Here is a 17,478-nt window from a genome sequence, read left to right as displayed (position 1 = left end):
TGAATGTTTTTGTATTAAAAATTTAATTAAAGTAAGTAAGTGGAGAAAAACATGTTTGATTTAATGAGTGAACATGCCGATGAAGCAGTAATTAAAGTCATTGGCGTAGGCGGTGGCGGTGGTAATGCCGTTGAGCATATGGTTAAGCACACCATTGAAGGTGTTGAATTCATGACCGCCAATACGGATGCGCAAGCGTTGCGTAACTCAAATGCGCAGACAACATTACAAATTGGTCGTGATGTAACTAAAGGTTTAGGCGCTGGGGCTAATCCAGAAATTGGCCGTCAAAGTGCAGAAGAAGATAGAGAAGCTATTCGTACTGCAATTGAAGGCGCTGATATGGTTTTTATTGCCGCTGGCATGGGCGGTGGTACGGGTACGGGCGCTGCACCCGTTGTAGCTGAAGTAGCACGTGAAATGGGAATATTGACGGTTGCTGTTGTGACTAAGCCTTTCCCTTTTGAAGGTCGTAAGCGTATGGCTTATGCAGAGCAAGGTATCGATGGTTTAGCTAAATCAGTTGATTCCTTGATCACGATCCCAAATGATAAATTATTAAAAGTATTAGGCAAAGGCACCACTTTACTTGATGCATTTAAAGCCGCTAACGATGTGTTATTAGGCGCGGTTCAAGGTATTGCAGAGCTGATTACACGACCTGGTTTAATTAATGTCGATTTCGCCGATGTAAGAACGGTTATGGCTGAAATGGGTACAGCTATGATGGGCACTGGTATTGCTAAAGGTGAAGACCGTGCTGAAGAAGCCGCTGAGCAAGCTATTTCTTCTCCATTATTAGAAGACGTCGATCTTGCTGGCGCTCGTGGTATTTTAGTTAATATCACTGCGGGTATGGATATCAGTATTGAAGAGTTTGAAACGGTTGGTAATGCGGTTAAAGCATTTGCATCAGAAAACGCAACGGTTGTTGTGGGGGCAGTTATTGACCCTGAAATGAGTGAAGAATTGCGAGTAACGGTGGTTGCAACGGGTATTGGTGAGCGTAAGCCTGATATTTCATTGGTCACGTCTTCTCGTTATGAAGCTTCTTCTGCGCCAGCCGTGACGATGTCTGAAGGTGCTGCGGCTGTAAACTTAGAAGCTCAAACGCGTCCTGCTACTGCGCCTGCACAACAGCCAGTTGGACAACCTGCACAACAACAAGGTTTAGATTATTTAGACGTACCTGCGTTTTTAAGAAAACAAGCCGATTAATTAATCGGCGAGGCTAAGCCTCAACCACACTTACTTACTTTCCCGTTTATGGTCTGACTATAAGCGGGTTTTCTGCTTTCTATTTTTAAATAGGTAGGTATTTGATTTGATATTAATTGATAAAAATGTGAAATAAAGCATGTGTTTTTCTGGTCTAATGAGTGGCAATATTAGTTTGCATTCAATAGCTATGATAAAATATCGGCACTTTTGGCTAAAGCTGTAGTCAAACGAGTAAATTAAGCGCGTTCATTCAAATTAGAGAAATGAGCGTGAGTATTAAGTGACCAGAGAGTATTTATACCTGTAAATATGAATTATCAAAGAACGTTAAAAAAGAGCGTATCAACTACGGGCGTAGGTCTGCATAAAGGCGAAAAAGTCTTTATGGCATTACATCCGGCACCTGCCAATACGGGGATTATTTTTCGCCGTGTGGATATTAATCCGCCTGTTGATTTTCCGGTTAGCCCACATGCGGTAACCGACACGCGTATGTGTACGTGTATGACTGATGAAAATGGCGTGGCTATTTCAACGGTTGAGCATTTAATGTCTGCGCTAGCAGGGTTAGGTATCGACAATTTGATCATTGAGCTCGATGCCAATGAAGTGCCTATTGTTGATGGCAGTGCGAGTCCGTTTATCTTTTTAATTGAAGAAGCGGGTATTCAAGATTTAAATACCCCTAAACGCTTTATTCGCATCGATAAGCCTATTCGTATTGAACAAGGTGATAAGTGGGCTGAAATTTTACCTTACCAAGGTTTCAAACTGGATTTTGGTATTGATTTTTTACACCCCGCTATTGCAGCGACTAAACAACATTGTGTTTTTGAATTTTCAAGTGATGAATATATTCGTGAAGTGAGTAGAGCCCGAACATTTGGCTTCATGAAAGATTTTGAGTATTTACGCTCATTGAACTTAGCTTTAGGCGGTAGTTTTGATAATGCAGTCGTGCTAGATGAATACCAAGTGCTTAATGCCAATGGTTTGCGTTACGATGATGAATTTTTAATGCACAAAATTTTAGATGCTGTGGGTGATATGTATATGACCGGGCATGCGATATTAGGCGAAATGCGCGCTTATAAGTCTGGGCATGAAATTAATAATATATTACTGCGTGCCATTATGGATAACACCGATAGTTGGTCTTGGGTTGAATATACCGAGAATAATGAAGTGCCATTAAAGTTTCTTCCTGCAGAAGCCGTATAAGTCTCGTTAATAATGACTTCCCTATAAAAAAGGCTTAATTTTTATTAAGCCTTTTTTATTGGATGGCTGAAATAAGCTTTTGTCTTATTTTTTACTTTTGGCTAAACGCTCTAATGCGAAGCGTAAATTATCGGGTAAATTTTTTGCTGCATCCAAAATACTGGTTTGTGCCTTGGCTGATAAATTGTTTTTTAGCTCTGTTTTATTATTATTTCGCTGCGCGCTCACTTTTATTTGTGCAGGTGCTAAGTTCTTATTCGGATTTATTTGTTCATTAATACTAACAAGATCAGGGATCTTTTTTCGTAGATGACTAAGTAAATCAAGGCGTACAGCATTAAAACGCATCTTATAAGCTGCACTTATCAGCTCAATATACAAAATACCGTTTTGATATTTCTTCGCGTTTATTTTATTCTGCCACTCTAGAGGTAAGTAAACCGCTAGCTCCTGTTGAATCAGACTGATATAATCATCAGCTTTAGCTGCATTAATTTGTTTATCTGGCCAAGTTTCATTAACGACTTGGGTAAAAGATTTTGGTCTACTTTTCATATTTTCTTAGAGATTCTTAAACAATGGCGTTTTCGATACATTATAAAAAGCAAGATATCGAATTAGAATGGCACTTAGATAAGCGTCATTGGATTGCATTACTGTTAGTTTTATTTACAGCTGCGTTAATCGTACTTTCTTTTGTTTCTTGGCTCTTTAATGGGGCGAATGATAACAGACTAAATGGTGTACAAGAAGCAAGAGGCTTATTAGTTGAACAAAAACGTCAAGTAGTCGACTTAAAGAAGAAAACACAGGTTGAATTAACCGCATTAACCCTCAAATTAGGTGAAGTGCAATCGCAAATGTTGCGAGTTAATGCATTAGGTGCAGGTGTACAAGCGCATGCACAATTAGAAGGTGATGAGTTTAATTTTGAATATATGCCAGCAACAGGCGGTCCATCAAATGACATCAGCTTAGATACATTCCAACATTCAGATTCTTTTAGCTTGTTGAATGATATTGATGCATTGATCCAAGAATTAAATGAGCAAGAGCGCCAACTGGGCTTGCTTGAATCGGTTATGCGTAACCACGATGTAGATCAGCAAAGCTATATATCAGGACGACCTATCAGCAAAGGCTGGTTGTCTTCATATTATGGTATGCGAAAAGATCCATTTAGTGGTTTACCTGCAATGCATAAGGGGATAGATTTTGCAGGTGAAGAAGGAAATAAAGTCGTAGCGACAGGTGCAGGTATTGTTACTTGGGCAGGAGAACGTTACGGTTATGGACATTTAGTTGAAGTAGAACACGGCGATGGTTTGCGTACTCGCTACGGACACAACAAAGAAATTTTAGTTTCACTGGGTGATGTTGTGGTTAAAGGTCAGCAGATTGGTGTTATGGGAAGCACTGGTCGCTCTACTGGCCCACATGTACATTACGAAGTGCTGCGAAATGGAAAGCAAATTGATCCGTTAAAGTACGTTTATCGTCGAAATAAATAAAATAATTAAAAGCTCGCTCCAACCAGGAAGGGTGAATTTCAAGGTAACTCCATGATCACAAAAGTATTAACCAAGTTATTTGGTAGCCGTAATGACCGCGTACTAAAAAAATTAAAAAAGGTCGTCGATCAAGTCAACGCTTTAGAGCCTGAATATGAAGCACTAAACGATGATGAACTTAAGGCAAAAACAATTGAGTTCAGAGAGCGAATTGAAAAAGGAGAAACACTTGAGCAATTAACGGTTGAAGCTTTTGCTGTTGTCCGAGAAGCGAGTAAACGTGTGTTTAGTATGCGTCATTTTGATGCGCAAATGCTGGGTGGGATCATTTTACACCAAGGCAAAATTGCAGAAATGCGTACTGGTGAAGGTAAAACATTAACTGCAACGTTGCCAACCTACTTAAATGCCCTTTCAGGACCCGTTCACGTTATTACGGTGAATGACTACCTAGCGAGTCGTGATGCTGAATGGAGTCGTCCATTATTCGAATTTTTAGGCTTAACGGTAGGTTGTAATATTCCGGGACTTGCGCCAGATCAAAAACGTCAAGCTTATGCTGCAGATGTAACCTATGGCACGAATAATGAGTTTGGCTTTGATTATCTGCGCGATAATATGGCTTTTAGTCCACAAGATCGTGTTCAACGTAAATTGTCTTTTGCTGTTGTGGATGAAGTCGATTCAATTCTCATTGATGAAGCTAGAACCCCGCTTATCATTTCAGGTGCGGCAGAAGATAGCTCTGAAATGTATCGTCGCCTGAATAAAATTGTTCCAATGCTTGAACAACAAGAAAAAGAAGATGAAGAAGGCGTTGAGAGTACGGGTGATTTCAGTATTGATGAAAAATCGAAACAAGTTTATTTGACAGAAAAAGGTCAAGAGCGCGTAGAAGAAATTTTAAAAGAACACGGTATCATCAAACAAGAAGATTCATTGTATGCCGCTGCTAATATTGCTTTGTTTCATCATGTAAATGCCGCATTGCGTGCCCATCAACTTTATGTAAGAGATGTTGATTACATTGTTAAAGACGATGAAATCGTGATTGTTGATGAGCATACCGGTCGAACAATGGAAGGGCGTCGTTGGTCGGAAGGTTTACATCAAGCTATTGAAGCAAAAGAAGGTGTAAATATTCAAAATGAGAATCAAACGCTTGCTTCTATTACCTTCCAAAATTATTTCCGTTTATATAACAAACTTTCAGGGATGACCGGTACGGCTGATACTGAGGCATTTGAGTTCAATCATATTTATAATTTAGAAACGATTGTTGTTCCAACTAATAAAGATATGATCCGTAATGATATGCCTGATTTGGTTTATTTGTCTGAAGAAGAAAAATTCGAAGCTATCATTGAAGATATTGAAGAGTGTGTTAAAGCAGGGCGCCCTGTTTTAGTTGGTACTATTTCGATTGAAAGTTCTGAACGTTTATCTAATGCGCTTAAAAAGCAAAAAATTAAACACAATGTACTTAATGCTAAGTTCCATGAAAAAGAAGCTGAAATTGTAGCAAATGCCGGTAAACCCAGTGCGGTAACCATTGCAACTAATATGGCGGGTCGTGGTACAGATATTGTTTTAGGGGGTAATTTAGCGGCCGAGTTAGATAAGTTAAATAATCCAACTGATGAGCAAATTCAACAAGCAAAAGATGAATGGAAAAAAACGCACGAATTAGTCTTAACCAATGGTGGTTTGCATATTATTGGTACTGAACGTCATGAATCTCGTCGTATTGATAATCAATTACGTGGTCGTGCAGGCCGCCAGGGTGATGCGGGGTCTTCACGTTTTTATTTATCAATGGAAGATTCATTAATGCGCATATTTGCTTCTGATCGTGTTACCGGTTTAATGAAAAAACTTGGTATGGAACGTGGTGAAGCAATCGAGCATCCGTGGGTTACTCGTGCAATTGAAAATGCTCAACGTAAAGTTGAAGGGCGTAATTTCGATACTCGCAAGCAGTTACTTGAGTATGATGATGTCGCTAATGATCAGCGTAAAGTCGTTTATCAACAACGTAATGAATTATTGGAAGAGGGGGATATTAAAGAAACTATCGATAATATTCGTCTTGATGTTGTCACGAGTACTATTGATATGTATATCCCGCCGCAATCGGTTGAAGAGTTATGGGATATTCCTGGTTTAGAAGAGCGCATTAAAGCCGATTTCTTACTTGATTTACCTTTACAGCAATGGCTTGATGACGATGATAAGTTATATGAAGATATATTAAGAGAGCGTATTCTCGAATCAATTCTTGCTGATTATAAAGAGAAAGAAGATCATGTTGGTGAGCAAGTCATGCGCCAATTTGAAAAAGGCATTATGTTGCAATCGCTTGATACTCATTGGAAAGAGCATTTAGCGGCGATGGATCATTTACGTCAAGGTATTCACTTACGTGGCTATGCGCAGAAAAATCCAAAACAAGAATATAAGCGCGAATCTTTTGAATTATTCTCTGAAATGTTAGATACATTGAAGTTTGATGTTGTGAGCATTTTATCAAAAGTAAAAGTTCGTGATGAGTCTGATGCTGAAGCGGTTGAAGAGCAACGTCGAACAACACAAGCGGCGCAAAAGAAGTATGAACATGAAAGCGCAAACCAATTAACCAAAGGTGAGCAAGCAACACCTGATCGCCCACAAGTGCGTGAAGGCGCTAAATTAGGGCGTAACGATCCTTGTCCTTGTGGTTCAGGTCGTAAATATAAAGCTTGCCATGGTCGCTTAAATTAAACGACTTTGGATTGTGATGTGAGTTAACTTAAAAATCGCTTTTTATAAGCGATTTTTTTATGGGAGAAGATCAGTGAAACAAGTACATGTTGCAGTGGGTGTTGTAATTAATGATAAACATGAAGTGCTAATCGCTAAACGGCATTCGCATCAACATCAAGGTGGTTTATGGGAGTTTCCGGGCGGTAAAGTTGAACCTGGAGAGACGACCTTTAGTGCATTAAAACGTGAATTTAAAGAAGAGGTTAACCTTGACCTCATTCAAAGCGAATCATTATTGGTGGTTGAGCATGATTATGGAGATAAACGGGTAAAGCTCGATACCTTGGTTGTTAAACATTTTAGTGGCGTAGCGGTAGGACTTGAATCGCAAGAAGTGAAATGGGTTAAGGTAAATGAGTTAACAAACTACGAGTTTCCAAAAGCGAATGAAGTTATTTTAGATGCGATAACAGCGCTAAATTTAAACGCTGGCTTTTGTTAATTCAAACCTGAAAGTATAAAGTTTGTTTTAGATATAAAAAAAGCCCATTTAATGGGCTTTGATTTTAATATTAACAACGATTTTATTATACTAATGACTTTCGCATGATTTACAGCTTTTACATAATCGGATATTCATCACGTGAGCAAAAATAATTAAACCTGCACCAATTAATAAAACAATAGTTTGTAATTCTTCACCTAAAAAATCACGAGAAACATACAAAACAATACCTAATGCTAAAGCATAAATAGGGTAAAGCTTTTTATGGTAACGATGAAAACCACTAAACAAAGCTATTGCGCCGGCGGCTAGTGTTAATACAAGAATAACATGTTCAAAACCATGTTCTGCCAAAAAGCTAAGGCCTAACAAAGGTAACATAGGGAGCATTACGGGCAGGAGAATACAGTGCAAGGCACATAAAGAGGTAACGGCTATACCTATTTTATCAACTAAATTGCTTTTATTTATTCCGCTCACATCAAACAACCCTTATAAAAATGGACGCTGAATTTACCACATTTTTTTGTATTTTGAAATGTTATTCTATAACAAAGATGGATTAAAATTATATTAGTCTCTGTTACTATCGTACTTAGCGTTATAATGCGAGTTCCCTTATATTACTCATCGGCGCTTGCTTATGTTTTCACCGACAGTTTAAACCATTGATATGATGCTAACTTCTCTTCTAACACAACATAAAAACGCAGGTTATCGTTTCCCATTACTGATAGAGGGTGAGGAAAATGCGGTTTATCCGTGTTTGTTATCATACCTTGATACGATTAAAGCCGGTGAAAATCAGGTTTTGCGGGTTGGTAACAAAATAAATGGTATTAACTCGACTGAATATAAGCATTATTTAGGTCATGAGTTTGATGTTGTGATCATTAATGGCTTTGATGGTTTTCATGTTGAGGCCATTGCCGCATTAAGTGGGACAGTCGTTGCTGGTGGATTATTTATCTTATTAATGCCGGCTTTGAAACCACCGCAGAATTGGAGTGCGTTTTTAGATCCCGATTTTGAGCGTTTTGTGCAATGGGGTCATGACACAAAACAAATAACGTCTTACTTTTTACAGCGTGCTGAAACCTTAATGGAATCTTCATTTTATCGGTGTTTAGGTAGCGACCTGACATCGACAGAATCAACATTAATTCAGCAACCTATATCATTAGCTAATTTAGATCAACGCGTGGCTACACCTTTTACACTTCCAACGTCTTTGACACTTGAGCAGCTTAAGATAAAAAAAGATATTATTTCTAGCGTTGAATCCCGTTGTTGTGCTGCCAGTGTGATCACGGCTAATCGTGGCCGAGGTAAATCTGCTCTATTAGGTGCGCTGGCTGCTGAGTTAGCCAACCTAAATAAAACAGTTTATGTAATGGCTCCAAGGCCAGATTGCATCAAACAGGTTCAATATTGGAATAATAAATTAGGCGGAAAGCTACTTGAGTTTATCCCTGTTGACCAAATGAATGGCGAGTGGCACCGGACAAGCATATTACTCATAGATGAAGCTGCCGCTATTCCTATTTCAATATTAACTGAAGCGACTCAACATTTTAAGCATGTTGTATATGCTTCAACGGAACATGGTTATGAAGGTTCTGGTCGTGGTTTTACGGTTAGATTCCTAAAATGGTTGGAAGATAACTACAGCAACAAACATTATCAATTATCGGCTCCCATTCGTTGGCGAGAAGGAGACCCTTTAGAGGTTGCGATTAATAAGATAATGTTACTGGATGCTGAGCCGAGTATTATTCAACCCGAAGAGCTGCATGATTGGCGGCTAGATGATTGCGAATGTCGATGGATTAATTCAAAAGAATTAATTGAGTCACCGGCATTACTCCAGCAGGTCTTTGGTTTGCTTGTTCAGGCGCATTATCGAACGACGCCTGCTGATTTACGTTACATGTTAGATAGTCCAACTTTTCGTGTTTGTATCCTATTTAGTCGCAAAATGCCTAATATCGTGCAAGCTGTTACTTTGATTTCAATTGAAGGTCAACTTCCTACAGAGCTAAGTGTAGATATATCGCGTGGCTTAAGGCGGCCAAAAGGGCATTTGATACCGCAAGTTATTGGGGCGCAAATGATCATTGATGAATTTGCGAGCTTACAGGGCTGGCGTGTGGTACGGATCGCAACCCATTCACAACTCCAAGGGCGTGGTTGCGGTAGTCAATTGTTGTGCCATTTATATCAATGCGCAGAGGTACAAAAACTTGATTACATTTCGACAAGCTTTGGTATGACTATTGCTTTATTAAACTTTTGGCAAGGCAATAAATATACTTTGTGTCGAGTGGGGCATAAACCGGACGCAGCGACTGGGGAAGTTTCTGCTGTCATGCTTAGAGCGTTATCCAAGAGTGCATGTGAGTTATTAAATGAGATTGCAGGGTTAGGTCAGGCCGATTTTGAATTACAAACTGGAACACATAAGAACTCAAAAACAGTTCAAATGGCAAAGTCGTTATTTTTGTCAGGTGAATTTGGCCTCATACTGCCACCTGATCGAGTTAAAAAACAATTATCGGCTTTTGCTTATTATTCTGCTAACTTCTCGGCTTGTCGTGTTGCATTAATAACCTATTTATCATTTCTAAATGAAGAAGAGCAAGATAACAAGTCAGTTAAGCTGATAAAAGAAGCGCTTAAACCGAATATAGACACCAATGCTTTGATTTTATTAGCTAAAGAGTTAAAACTAGGCGATATAACTGGTAAAAAACAGATGACTAAATTGTTAAGAGAGCAGGTTAAGTCATTATTAGCGCTTGATTTGATAAAATAATAAACCATACAACTGATATGTTTTATTAAAATAAAAAATCGTTATACTGGCGCCTAATTTAAGCTAAATTAGCGACTTTTCTCTACATTTTGGTCGTTTACTTTAAAAAATCACCAACTTTGTCCATTTTTATGGTATAAAGTGCGCCCTTTTTTAATAGCAATATAATCTACAACTGATTTCGGGAGTTTTCATGCCTACAGCAATGCCGGACATCGCTAACCAATCAACCGCTCAAACAGAGGGGACTTTAGACTGGGTTGGCATGAGCGAGATTGAAGTGCCAGTGATGGTGTCAGCTAAAAATGAAGCTGAGCGTCATGTGAGTGCACAAGTAGAAGCCTTTGTTAATCTAAAAGAAGCTAAAGCGAAAGGCATTCATATGTCTCGGCTTTATCTGCTGTTAGATAAATTATCGACAGAAGATACGCTCAATTTGCGTAGCCTCGCTAAATTACTAGAAAACTTTATTGAAAGTCACGGTGAATTAAGTGATCGTGCTTTTGTTAAGTTCAATTTTGATTATCATATGCGCAGAAAGTCACTCATCAGCGGTAAGCAAGGCTGGAAAGCTTACCCCGTGACAATTATCGGTTGCTATTTAAAAGGTAAAGTTGAAACCGAGCTAAAAATTGATGTGCCGTATTCATCGACTTGTCCATGTTCTGCTGCTTTAGCTCGTCAATTAATTCAGCAATCGTTTAATGACAAGTTTTCAAGTGCTGAAAGTGTGAGTCGCGCAGATGTTCATGAATGGTTAGGTACGACAGAAGGTATTGTTGCAACGCCTCATAGTCAGCGTTCAATCGCCGAGGTCAAAGTCAAGCTTAGCGAAGACGTTGTTGATTTTCCTATTACTGATCTAGTTGATACCATTGAATCATCATTGAGCACACCAGTACAAGCCGCCGTTAAACGTGAAGATGAGCAAGAGTTTGCGCGTTTGAATGGCCAAAATTTGATGTTTTGCGAAGATGCAGGACGTCGATTAACTCATGCATTAGGGTTAGTTGAAGGTTATAAAGATTTTTGGATAAGAGTGAATCATTATGAATCACTCCATGCACATGATGCCGTTAGTGTGAACACTAAAGGTATTGAAGATGGTTACAGACCATATTAATTGAAATTAACGAAGTGGTATTTATTCATTAATTTCGAATATTTATTCATTGATAGCCTTATATAAGTTGTATATAACCATTTGGTTTAAGCGCTATTAATTGAATGATAATTTCTTTTTCGGGTTATTTAGCTTATTTTAATGACAATATCTCTATTGTTTGAAGAATTTAGTTAGATCTAATAGGTATCAAGCTTTCTTAGACGTGAATTGACCTTCTTAGCATAAAAAGCTAATGTGTGAAGTTCTCTTATTAGAAAATTTGAATAAAAATTACGATGCGACTTGCTTGAAATCGGCAGAGCCATTTTAAAGTGCCAAAAGCTAGTAATTATATAAGTCGTAGTATCGGAGGTTTTTGATGAAAAAACTATATGACGTTAGCCAGTCAAAAGACAACTGTGGTTTTGGTTTAATCGCCCATATGGACGGAGAGCCAAGTCACAAGTTAGTTAGTACGGCCATTAGTGCTTTAGACAGAATGAAACATCGCGGCGGTATTGCTGCTGATGGTGTTACTGGTGATGGTTGTGGCTTGCTTATGCAAAAGCCTGACTCATTTTTCCGCACTGTCGCGGAAGAAAACAATTGGTCACTTGCTGATAACTACGGCGTGGGTACCATCTTCTTAAGTAATGACGAAGCCAAAGCGGATTTCGCGCGTAAAGTTATTGAAGACGAATTAAGCAAAGAAACGTTAACGGTTGTCGGTTGGCGTGTTATGCCAACGGTAAAAAGCGTTTTAGGTGAAATTGCGACGGCATCAGTACCTGTTATTGAGCAGGTCTTTGTCAATGCGCCTCACGGCTGGAAGAATGTTGATCTTGAACGTCGTTTATATATAGCGCGTCGTCGTGCTGAAAAACGTATTGAAAATGATGAAACCTTTTATGTTGCGTCATTATCTTGTTTAGTCACTATATTCAAAGGCTTGGTAATGCCGGCTGATTTGCCGCGTTTTTATACTGACCTTGCTGATTTGCGTCTTAAATCAAGTATTTGTGTATTCCATCAGCGTTTCTCGACCAATACATTACCACAATGGAAATTAGCTCAGCCGTTCCGCTTTTTAGCACATAACGGTGAAATAAATACCATTAAAGGCAATCGCCAATGGGCTGATGCACGTATTGCTAAATTCTCAACGCCTTTATTACCTGATTTAGAAGCGGCTGCGCCATTTGTTAATAAAACGGGGTCAGATTCATCTTCACTAGATAACATGCTTGAATTGTTATTAGCTGGTGGTATGGATTTATATCGCGCTATGCGTTTGCTTGTGCCACCTGCGTGGCAGCAAAACCCTGAAATGCCAGCTGAATTAAAAGCATTTTATGAATTCAATTCAATGCACATGGAACCATGGGACGGCCCAGCGGGTATCGTTTTAACTAATGGTCGTCATGTTGCTTGTAACCTTGACCGAAACGGCTTACGTCCAGCGCGTTATGTCATTACGTCAAATCGCTTCATTACCTTGGCTTCTGAAGTTGGGATTTGGGATTACACGCCGGATGAAGTGGTAGAAAAAGGTCGTGTTGGACCGGGTGAAATGCTGGCTGTAGATACTAAAACAGGTCAGCTCTTTAATTCTTCAATGATTGATAATGAATTAAAAGATCGTCATCCATACCGTGAGTGGTTAGATAATAACATTAACTACTTAACGTCATTTGAAGATTTTGAAGGTAAAATAGCAGGCGATCGCACGTTTGATGACAGCGAATTAGCGGTTTATCATAAATTGTTTAATTACAGTTATGAAGAAATTGATTCGGTCATAAAAGTATTGGCCAAAGATGGTCAAGAAGCTATCGGCTCAATGGGCGATGATACCCCAATGGCTGTGCTTTCTTCACAAAATCGTACACTTTACGATTTCTTCCGTCAGATGTTTGCTCAGGTTACTAATCCGCCTATTGATCCATTGCGTGAAGCGCATGTTATGTCGTTACAAACATGTATTGGGCGTGAAAAAAATGTCTTCAGTGAAACAACCGGACATGCCAATCGCGTGCTGTTTGAATCACCTGTTCTAATGCATTCTGATTTACAACAATTGTGTGAATTTGATGCAGAACATTACCGTACTGAAACGCTTGAATTAAATTATGCGCCAACTGAAGGCTTAGAAGCAGCGATCAAGCGTATCGTTGATGAGTCTATTGAAGCGGTTCGAGATAGAGATACGGTTATTTTGATCTTATCAGATCGAAAAATAGCCAAAGGTTCGTTACCTATTCCAGCCCCAATGGCTGTTGGTGCGGTACAACGAGCATTAGTTGAAGCAGGTTTACGTTGTGACTCTAACATTATTGTAGAGACCGGTTCTGCACGAGACCCTCATCATTTTGCTGTTTTATTAGGTTTAGGTGCGACGGCGGTTTACCCGTTCATCGCCTATGAAACCATCGAGCAAATGTTAGCAAGCGGTAACTTAAAAGTTGAGCCTCGCCAAGCTATGATCAATTACCGTAAAGGTATTGATAAAGGTTTATATAAAATTATGTCTAAGATGGGGATTTCAACAATCGCCTCTTATCGTTGTTCTCAATTGTTTGAAGCGATTGGTTTGAATGAAGACATAATGGAACTTTGCTTTAAAGGCGTTGTGAGCCGCTTAGCGGGCGCAAACTTTAGTGACTTCCAACAAGATGCTGAAGAATTAGATAAAAAAGCATGGTCTAAGCGCAAAAAAATCACTCACGGTGGCTTATTAAAATATGTACACGGTGAAGAATATCATGCGTTTAACCCTGATGTAGTGAAGACATTACAAACTGCGGTTGTGTCGGGTAAATATTCTGACTATCAAAAATTCTCGTCAACTGTTAATGAACGCCCTGTTGCTTCTATTCGTGACTTATTGACGTTGAGTAGCGACAAAGAAGCGATTGCTGTTGATGATGTAGAACCGCTTGAAAATTTCTACAAGCGTTTTGATACCGCGGCTATGTCTATTGGTGCTCTTAGCCCTGAAGCGCATGAAGCTTTAGCGATTGCAATGAATACCTTGGGTGGTAACTCAAATTCAGGCGAAGGCGGCGAAGATATAAAACGTTACGGCACGCTTAAAAATTCAAATATTAAGCAAGTTGCTTCAGGCCGATTTGGTGTAACACCACATTACTTAACGAATGCTAAAATCATTCAAATTAAAGTGGCACAAGGTGCTAAGCCTGGTGAAGGTGGTCAGTTACCGGGTGACAAAGTTAATCCTTATATTGCTAAATTACGTTTTGCCGTACCGGGTGTGACACTTATTTCACCTCCACCGCATCACGATATTTATTCAATTGAAGATTTAGCTCAGCTTATTTTCGATTTAAAACAAGTTAATCCACAAGCGCTAATTTCAGTTAAGTTAGTCTCTGAACCGGGTGTGGGTACAATCGCAACGGGTGTTGCTAAAGCCTATGCAGATTTAATTACGGTTTCTGGTTACGATGGTGGTACAGCCGCTTCGCCATTAACATCGGTTAAATATGCAGGTTCACCTTGGGAATTAGGTGTTGCAGAAACACAGCAAGCGCTTGTTGAAAATAATTTACGTCATAAAATCCGTTTACAAACTGATGGCGGTTTAAAAACCGGTTTAGATGTGATTAAAGCGGGTATTTTAGGCGCTGAAAGCTTTGGTTTTGGCACGGGTCCAATGGTTGCTTTAGGTTGTAAATTCTTAAGAATTTGTCACTTAAACAATTGTGCGACAGGTGTTGCAACCCAAGACGAAAAATTACGTGCAGATCATTATATTGGCTTACCAGAAATGGTAATGAACTACTTTAAGTTTATTGCACAAGAAACTCGTGAAATTATGGCTTCAATTGGTGTGGCTAAATTTGAAGATTTAGTGGGTCGCACTGATTTATTAGAAGCGGTTGATGGGTTCACAATTAAGCAAGGTCGTTTAGATTTATCACCTGTTTTAGCCGATGCTGTACCTTCGAGTGCAACACATCGTTTTTGTACTGAAGGTCGCAATGAGCCGTTCGATCAAGCTTTGCTGAATAAACAAATTGTTAATGATGCAGCGGAGTGTATTGAAAAAGGGATAAGCGGTGATTTTAATTACACTATCTCTAACTTAGATCGTTCAGTTGGCGCAACGGCTTCAGGTATGATTGCCAATAAATATGGCAATCAAGGTTTAGCTAAAAATCCAATCACAATCAACTTTACCGGTACAGCTGGTCAAAGCTTTGGTGTGTGGAATGCGGGTGGCTTAAACCTAACCTTAACGGGTGATGCAAACGATTATGTAGGTAAAGGTATGGCGGGCGGTAAGCTTGTTATTAAATTACCAAAAGGTGTTGATTTTAAATCAAACGAAAGTTCAATCGCAGGTAACACGTGTTTATATGGTGCTACAGGCGGTAAATTATTTGCTGCAGGTCGTGTTGGTGAGCGCTTTGGTGTTCGTAACTCAGGTGTAGTCACCGTGGTTGAAGGCACAGGCGATAATGCTTGTGAATACATGACTGGCGGTATTGTTTGTATACTGGGCTCTACTGGAGTTAACTTTGGTGCCGGTATGACAGGTGGTTTCGCTTATATACTTGACGAACAAGATAATTTTGAAGCGAAGTTAAATAAACAATTAGTAGAAATCGTTGAATTTGAAGATAAGGCTATATTTGTTGAGCATTTACGTGGCTTAATCAACCAGCACTTTGAAGAAACTGATAGTACACATGCACACAACATTCTCAGTAACTTTGAAAGCTACTTGCCTAAGTTCAAGTTAGTTAAACCAAAAACAAGTGATGTTAATGGCTTGTTAGGTCATATCAGCCGCTCAACGTCTGAGCTTATGGTTGAAGGGCAGTAGGAGATTATTATGGCTAAGAATGTTTATCAATTTGTTGATGTCGAGCGTATCGATCCACCTAAAAAGTCGATCGAAATGCGCAAAATTGAATTTGTTGAAATTTATCAACCTTTATCGGCAGATCAAACTGCCGGTCAAGCCGATCGCTGTTTAGATTGTGGTAACCCTTACTGTGAATGGAAATGTCCTGTACATAACTACATTCCACAATGGTTAACACTGGCAAACGAAGGTCGTATTATAGAAGCGGCTGAGTTATCGCACCAGACAAATAGCTTGCCTGAGATGTGTGGTCGAGTTTGTCCGCAAGATCGCTTATGTGAAGGGGCCTGTACGCTTAATGATGGCTTTGGTGCTGTCACCATTGGTTCTATTGAAAAATATATTACCGATGAAGCTTTTAAAATGGGCTGGAAACCTGATTTATCACATGTTGTTAAAACAGATAAAAAAGTCGCTATTATAGGGGCTGGACCTGCAGGTTTATCTTGTGCCGATGTACTTATTCGTAACGGTGTGCAACCTGTTGTTTTTGATAAGTACCCAGAAATTGGTGGCCTATTAACGTTTGGTATTCCTTCTTTCAAATTAGAGAAAGACGTAATTGCAAAACGACGTGAGATATTTGAAGGCATGGGTATTGAGTTCCGTCTTAATACTGAAGTGGGTAAAGACATCAAAATCGAAGATCTATTAAAAGATTACGATGCTGTTTTCTTAGGTATGGGTACGTATAAGTACATGAAAGGTGGCTTCGAAAACGAAGACGCTAACGGTGTATTTGATGCATTACCTTACTTAATTGCCAACACTAACCGTGTTATGGGGATTGAAAAAGAGACTAAAGACTACATCGATATGAATGGCAAAAAAGTCATCGTATTAGGTGGTGGTGATACATCAATGGACTGCGTTCGTACAGCCGTGCGTCAAGGCGCTACCGATGTATTCTGTGCGTACCGTCGTGATGAAGAGAATATGCCTGGGTCAGCGCGTGAAGTACAAAATGCCAAAGAAGAAGGTGTAAATTTCTTATGGAACTTACAGCCTGTTGGTGTTGAACTTGATGCTGATGGTCATGCTAAAGGCGTTAAATTTGTTAAAACACGTATGGGTCAACCAGATGAAAATGGTCGTCAACGCGCTGAAACAGTTGAAGGTTCTGAGCATGTAATTGAATGCGATAATGTCATTGTTGCATTTGGTTTTAAACCATCGCCTACTGGCTGGATGGCTGAACATGGTATCGAGCTTGATCAATGGGATCGTGTTGTTGCGCCTGAAAATGGTCAGTTTGCTTATCAAACGACTAACCAAAAAATCTTTGCTGGTGGCGATATGGTTCGCGGCGCTGATTTGGTTGTTACGGCGGTTGCTGAAGGGCGAGGTGCAGCAGAAGGTATATTAGATTATTTAGAAATCTAATTGTTGCTAACGCCGCCTTTATAAAACCAGCCGTAAGGCTGGTTTTTTTGTTTCTGGTGGTAAATTTTCTGAGAATTGAGCAAA

General features: G+C 39.4%; 11 protein-coding genes. 9 read left to right on the top strand and 2 right to left on the bottom strand.

All coding sequences use genetic code 11. The features are described 5' to 3' along the window. Positions 1-51 precede the first annotated feature (51 nt). Both ftsZ and lpxC read left to right on the top strand, forming a co-directional pair. Positions 52-1,218 (top strand): cell division protein FtsZ, encoded by a 1,167-nt coding sequence (gene ftsZ / locus DPX34_RS02360; protein ID WP_111976809.1) that lies wholly within the window; start codon positions 52-54, stop codon positions 1,216-1,218. A gap of 312 nt (positions 1,219-1,530) precedes the next feature. After that, positions 1,531-2,442 (top strand): UDP-3-O-acyl-N-acetylglucosamine deacetylase, encoded by a 912-nt coding sequence (lpxC, locus tag DPX34_RS02355; protein ID WP_111976808.1) that lies wholly within the window; start codon positions 1,531-1,533, stop codon positions 2,440-2,442. A gap of 84 nt (positions 2,443-2,526) precedes the next feature. Here lpxC and DPX34_RS02350 read toward each other — a convergent pair whose 3' ends face one another. After that, positions 2,527-2,997: a hypothetical protein gene (locus DPX34_RS02350; RefSeq protein WP_111976807.1), complete on the bottom strand. Its 471-nt coding sequence runs from the start codon at positions 2,995-2,997 to the stop codon at positions 2,527-2,529. A 23-nt stretch (positions 2,998-3,020) separates the two neighbouring features. Between DPX34_RS02350 and DPX34_RS22230 the strand changes: the two genes are divergently transcribed. The 3 genes from DPX34_RS22230 to mutT all read left to right on the top strand — a co-directional run bounded on the left by DPX34_RS22230 (position 3,021) and on the right by mutT (position 7,197). After that, a complete protein-coding gene (locus DPX34_RS22230) occupies positions 3,021-3,953 on the top strand; it encodes a M23 family metallopeptidase (RefSeq protein WP_111976806.1) in 933 nt (310 codons plus the stop codon). Positions 3,954-4,004: 51 nt separating this feature from the next. After that, positions 4,005-6,713 carry a preprotein translocase subunit SecA gene (gene secA / locus DPX34_RS02340; protein WP_111976805.1) on the top strand — a complete coding sequence of 903 codons (2,709 nt, stop codon included), beginning with the start codon at positions 4,005-4,007 and terminating at the stop codon, positions 6,711-6,713. 73 nt (positions 6,714-6,786) lie between these two features. Then, the gene (gene mutT, locus DPX34_RS02335) at positions 6,787-7,197 is read left to right on the top strand and encodes an 8-oxo-dGTP diphosphatase MutT (protein WP_111976804.1); all 411 of its coding nucleotides are present in this window, start codon (positions 6,787-6,789) and stop codon (positions 7,195-7,197) included. Positions 7,198-7,287: 90 nt separating this feature from the next. Here mutT and DPX34_RS02330 read toward each other — a convergent pair whose 3' ends face one another. Continuing rightward, positions 7,288-7,680, bottom strand: coding sequence for a MerC domain-containing protein (locus DPX34_RS02330; RefSeq protein WP_111976803.1), 393 nt, complete (start codon positions 7,678-7,680; stop codon positions 7,288-7,290). Positions 7,681-7,873: 193 nt separating this feature from the next. Here DPX34_RS02330 and DPX34_RS02325 point away from each other — a divergent pair, with 193 nt between their 5' ends. The 4 genes from DPX34_RS02325 to DPX34_RS02310 all read left to right on the top strand — a co-directional run bounded on the left by DPX34_RS02325 (position 7,874) and on the right by DPX34_RS02310 (position 17,394). Then, positions 7,874-10,015, top strand: coding sequence for a tRNA(Met) cytidine acetyltransferase TmcA domain-containing protein (locus tag DPX34_RS02325; protein WP_111976802.1), 2,142 nt, complete (start codon positions 7,874-7,876; stop codon positions 10,013-10,015). Between the two features lie 193 nt (positions 10,016-10,208). Beyond that, entirely contained in the window at positions 10,209-11,138 is a 930-nt protein-coding gene (folE2, locus tag DPX34_RS02320) for a GTP cyclohydrolase FolE2 (RefSeq protein ID WP_111976801.1), read from the top strand. 361 nt (positions 11,139-11,499) lie between these two features. Continuing rightward, positions 11,500-15,969 carry a glutamate synthase large subunit gene (gltB, locus tag DPX34_RS02315; RefSeq protein ID WP_111976800.1) on the top strand — a complete coding sequence of 1,490 codons (4,470 nt, stop codon included), beginning with the start codon at positions 11,500-11,502 and terminating at the stop codon, positions 15,967-15,969. 9 nt (positions 15,970-15,978) lie between these two features. Beyond that, the gene (locus DPX34_RS02310; RefSeq protein ID WP_111976799.1) at positions 15,979-17,394 is read left to right on the top strand and encodes an FAD-dependent oxidoreductase; all 1,416 of its coding nucleotides are present in this window, start codon (positions 15,979-15,981) and stop codon (positions 17,392-17,394) included. The last annotated feature ends 84 nt before the right edge of the window (positions 17,395-17,478 follow it).

The organism is Algibacillus agarilyticus (assembly GCF_003286125.1).
Classification (GTDB): domain Bacteria; phylum Pseudomonadota; class Gammaproteobacteria; order Enterobacterales; family Alteromonadaceae; genus Algibacillus; species Algibacillus agarilyticus.
The sequence above is the reverse complement of the archived record's forward strand: the minus strand, read 5'-3'. Positions and strand labels throughout refer to the sequence as shown.

Excerpts from the sequence above, each read along its gene's own strand:
- DPX34_RS22230 (WP_111976806.1), top strand. The coding sequence starts at position 3,021 with ATGGCGTTTTCGATACATTATAAAAAGCAAGATATCGAATTAGAATGG.
- DPX34_RS02350 (WP_111976807.1), bottom strand. The coding sequence starts at position 2,997 with ATGAAAAGTAGACCAAAATCTTTTACCCAAGTCGTTAATGAAACTTGG.
- ftsZ (WP_111976809.1), top strand. The coding sequence starts at position 52 with ATGTTTGATTTAATGAGTGAACATGCCGATGAAGCAGTAATTAAAGTC.
- DPX34_RS02310 (WP_111976799.1), top strand. The coding sequence starts at position 15,979 with ATGGCTAAGAATGTTTATCAATTTGTTGATGTCGAGCGTATCGATCCA.
- secA (WP_111976805.1), top strand. The coding sequence starts at position 4,005 with ATGATCACAAAAGTATTAACCAAGTTATTTGGTAGCCGTAATGACCGC.
- folE2 (WP_111976801.1), top strand. The coding sequence starts at position 10,209 with ATGCCTACAGCAATGCCGGACATCGCTAACCAATCAACCGCTCAAACA.
- gltB (WP_111976800.1), top strand. The coding sequence starts at position 11,500 with ATGAAAAAACTATATGACGTTAGCCAGTCAAAAGACAACTGTGGTTTT.
- lpxC (WP_111976808.1), top strand. The coding sequence starts at position 1,531 with ATGAATTATCAAAGAACGTTAAAAAAGAGCGTATCAACTACGGGCGTA.
- DPX34_RS02325 (WP_111976802.1), top strand. The coding sequence starts at position 7,874 with ATGATGCTAACTTCTCTTCTAACACAACATAAAAACGCAGGTTATCGT.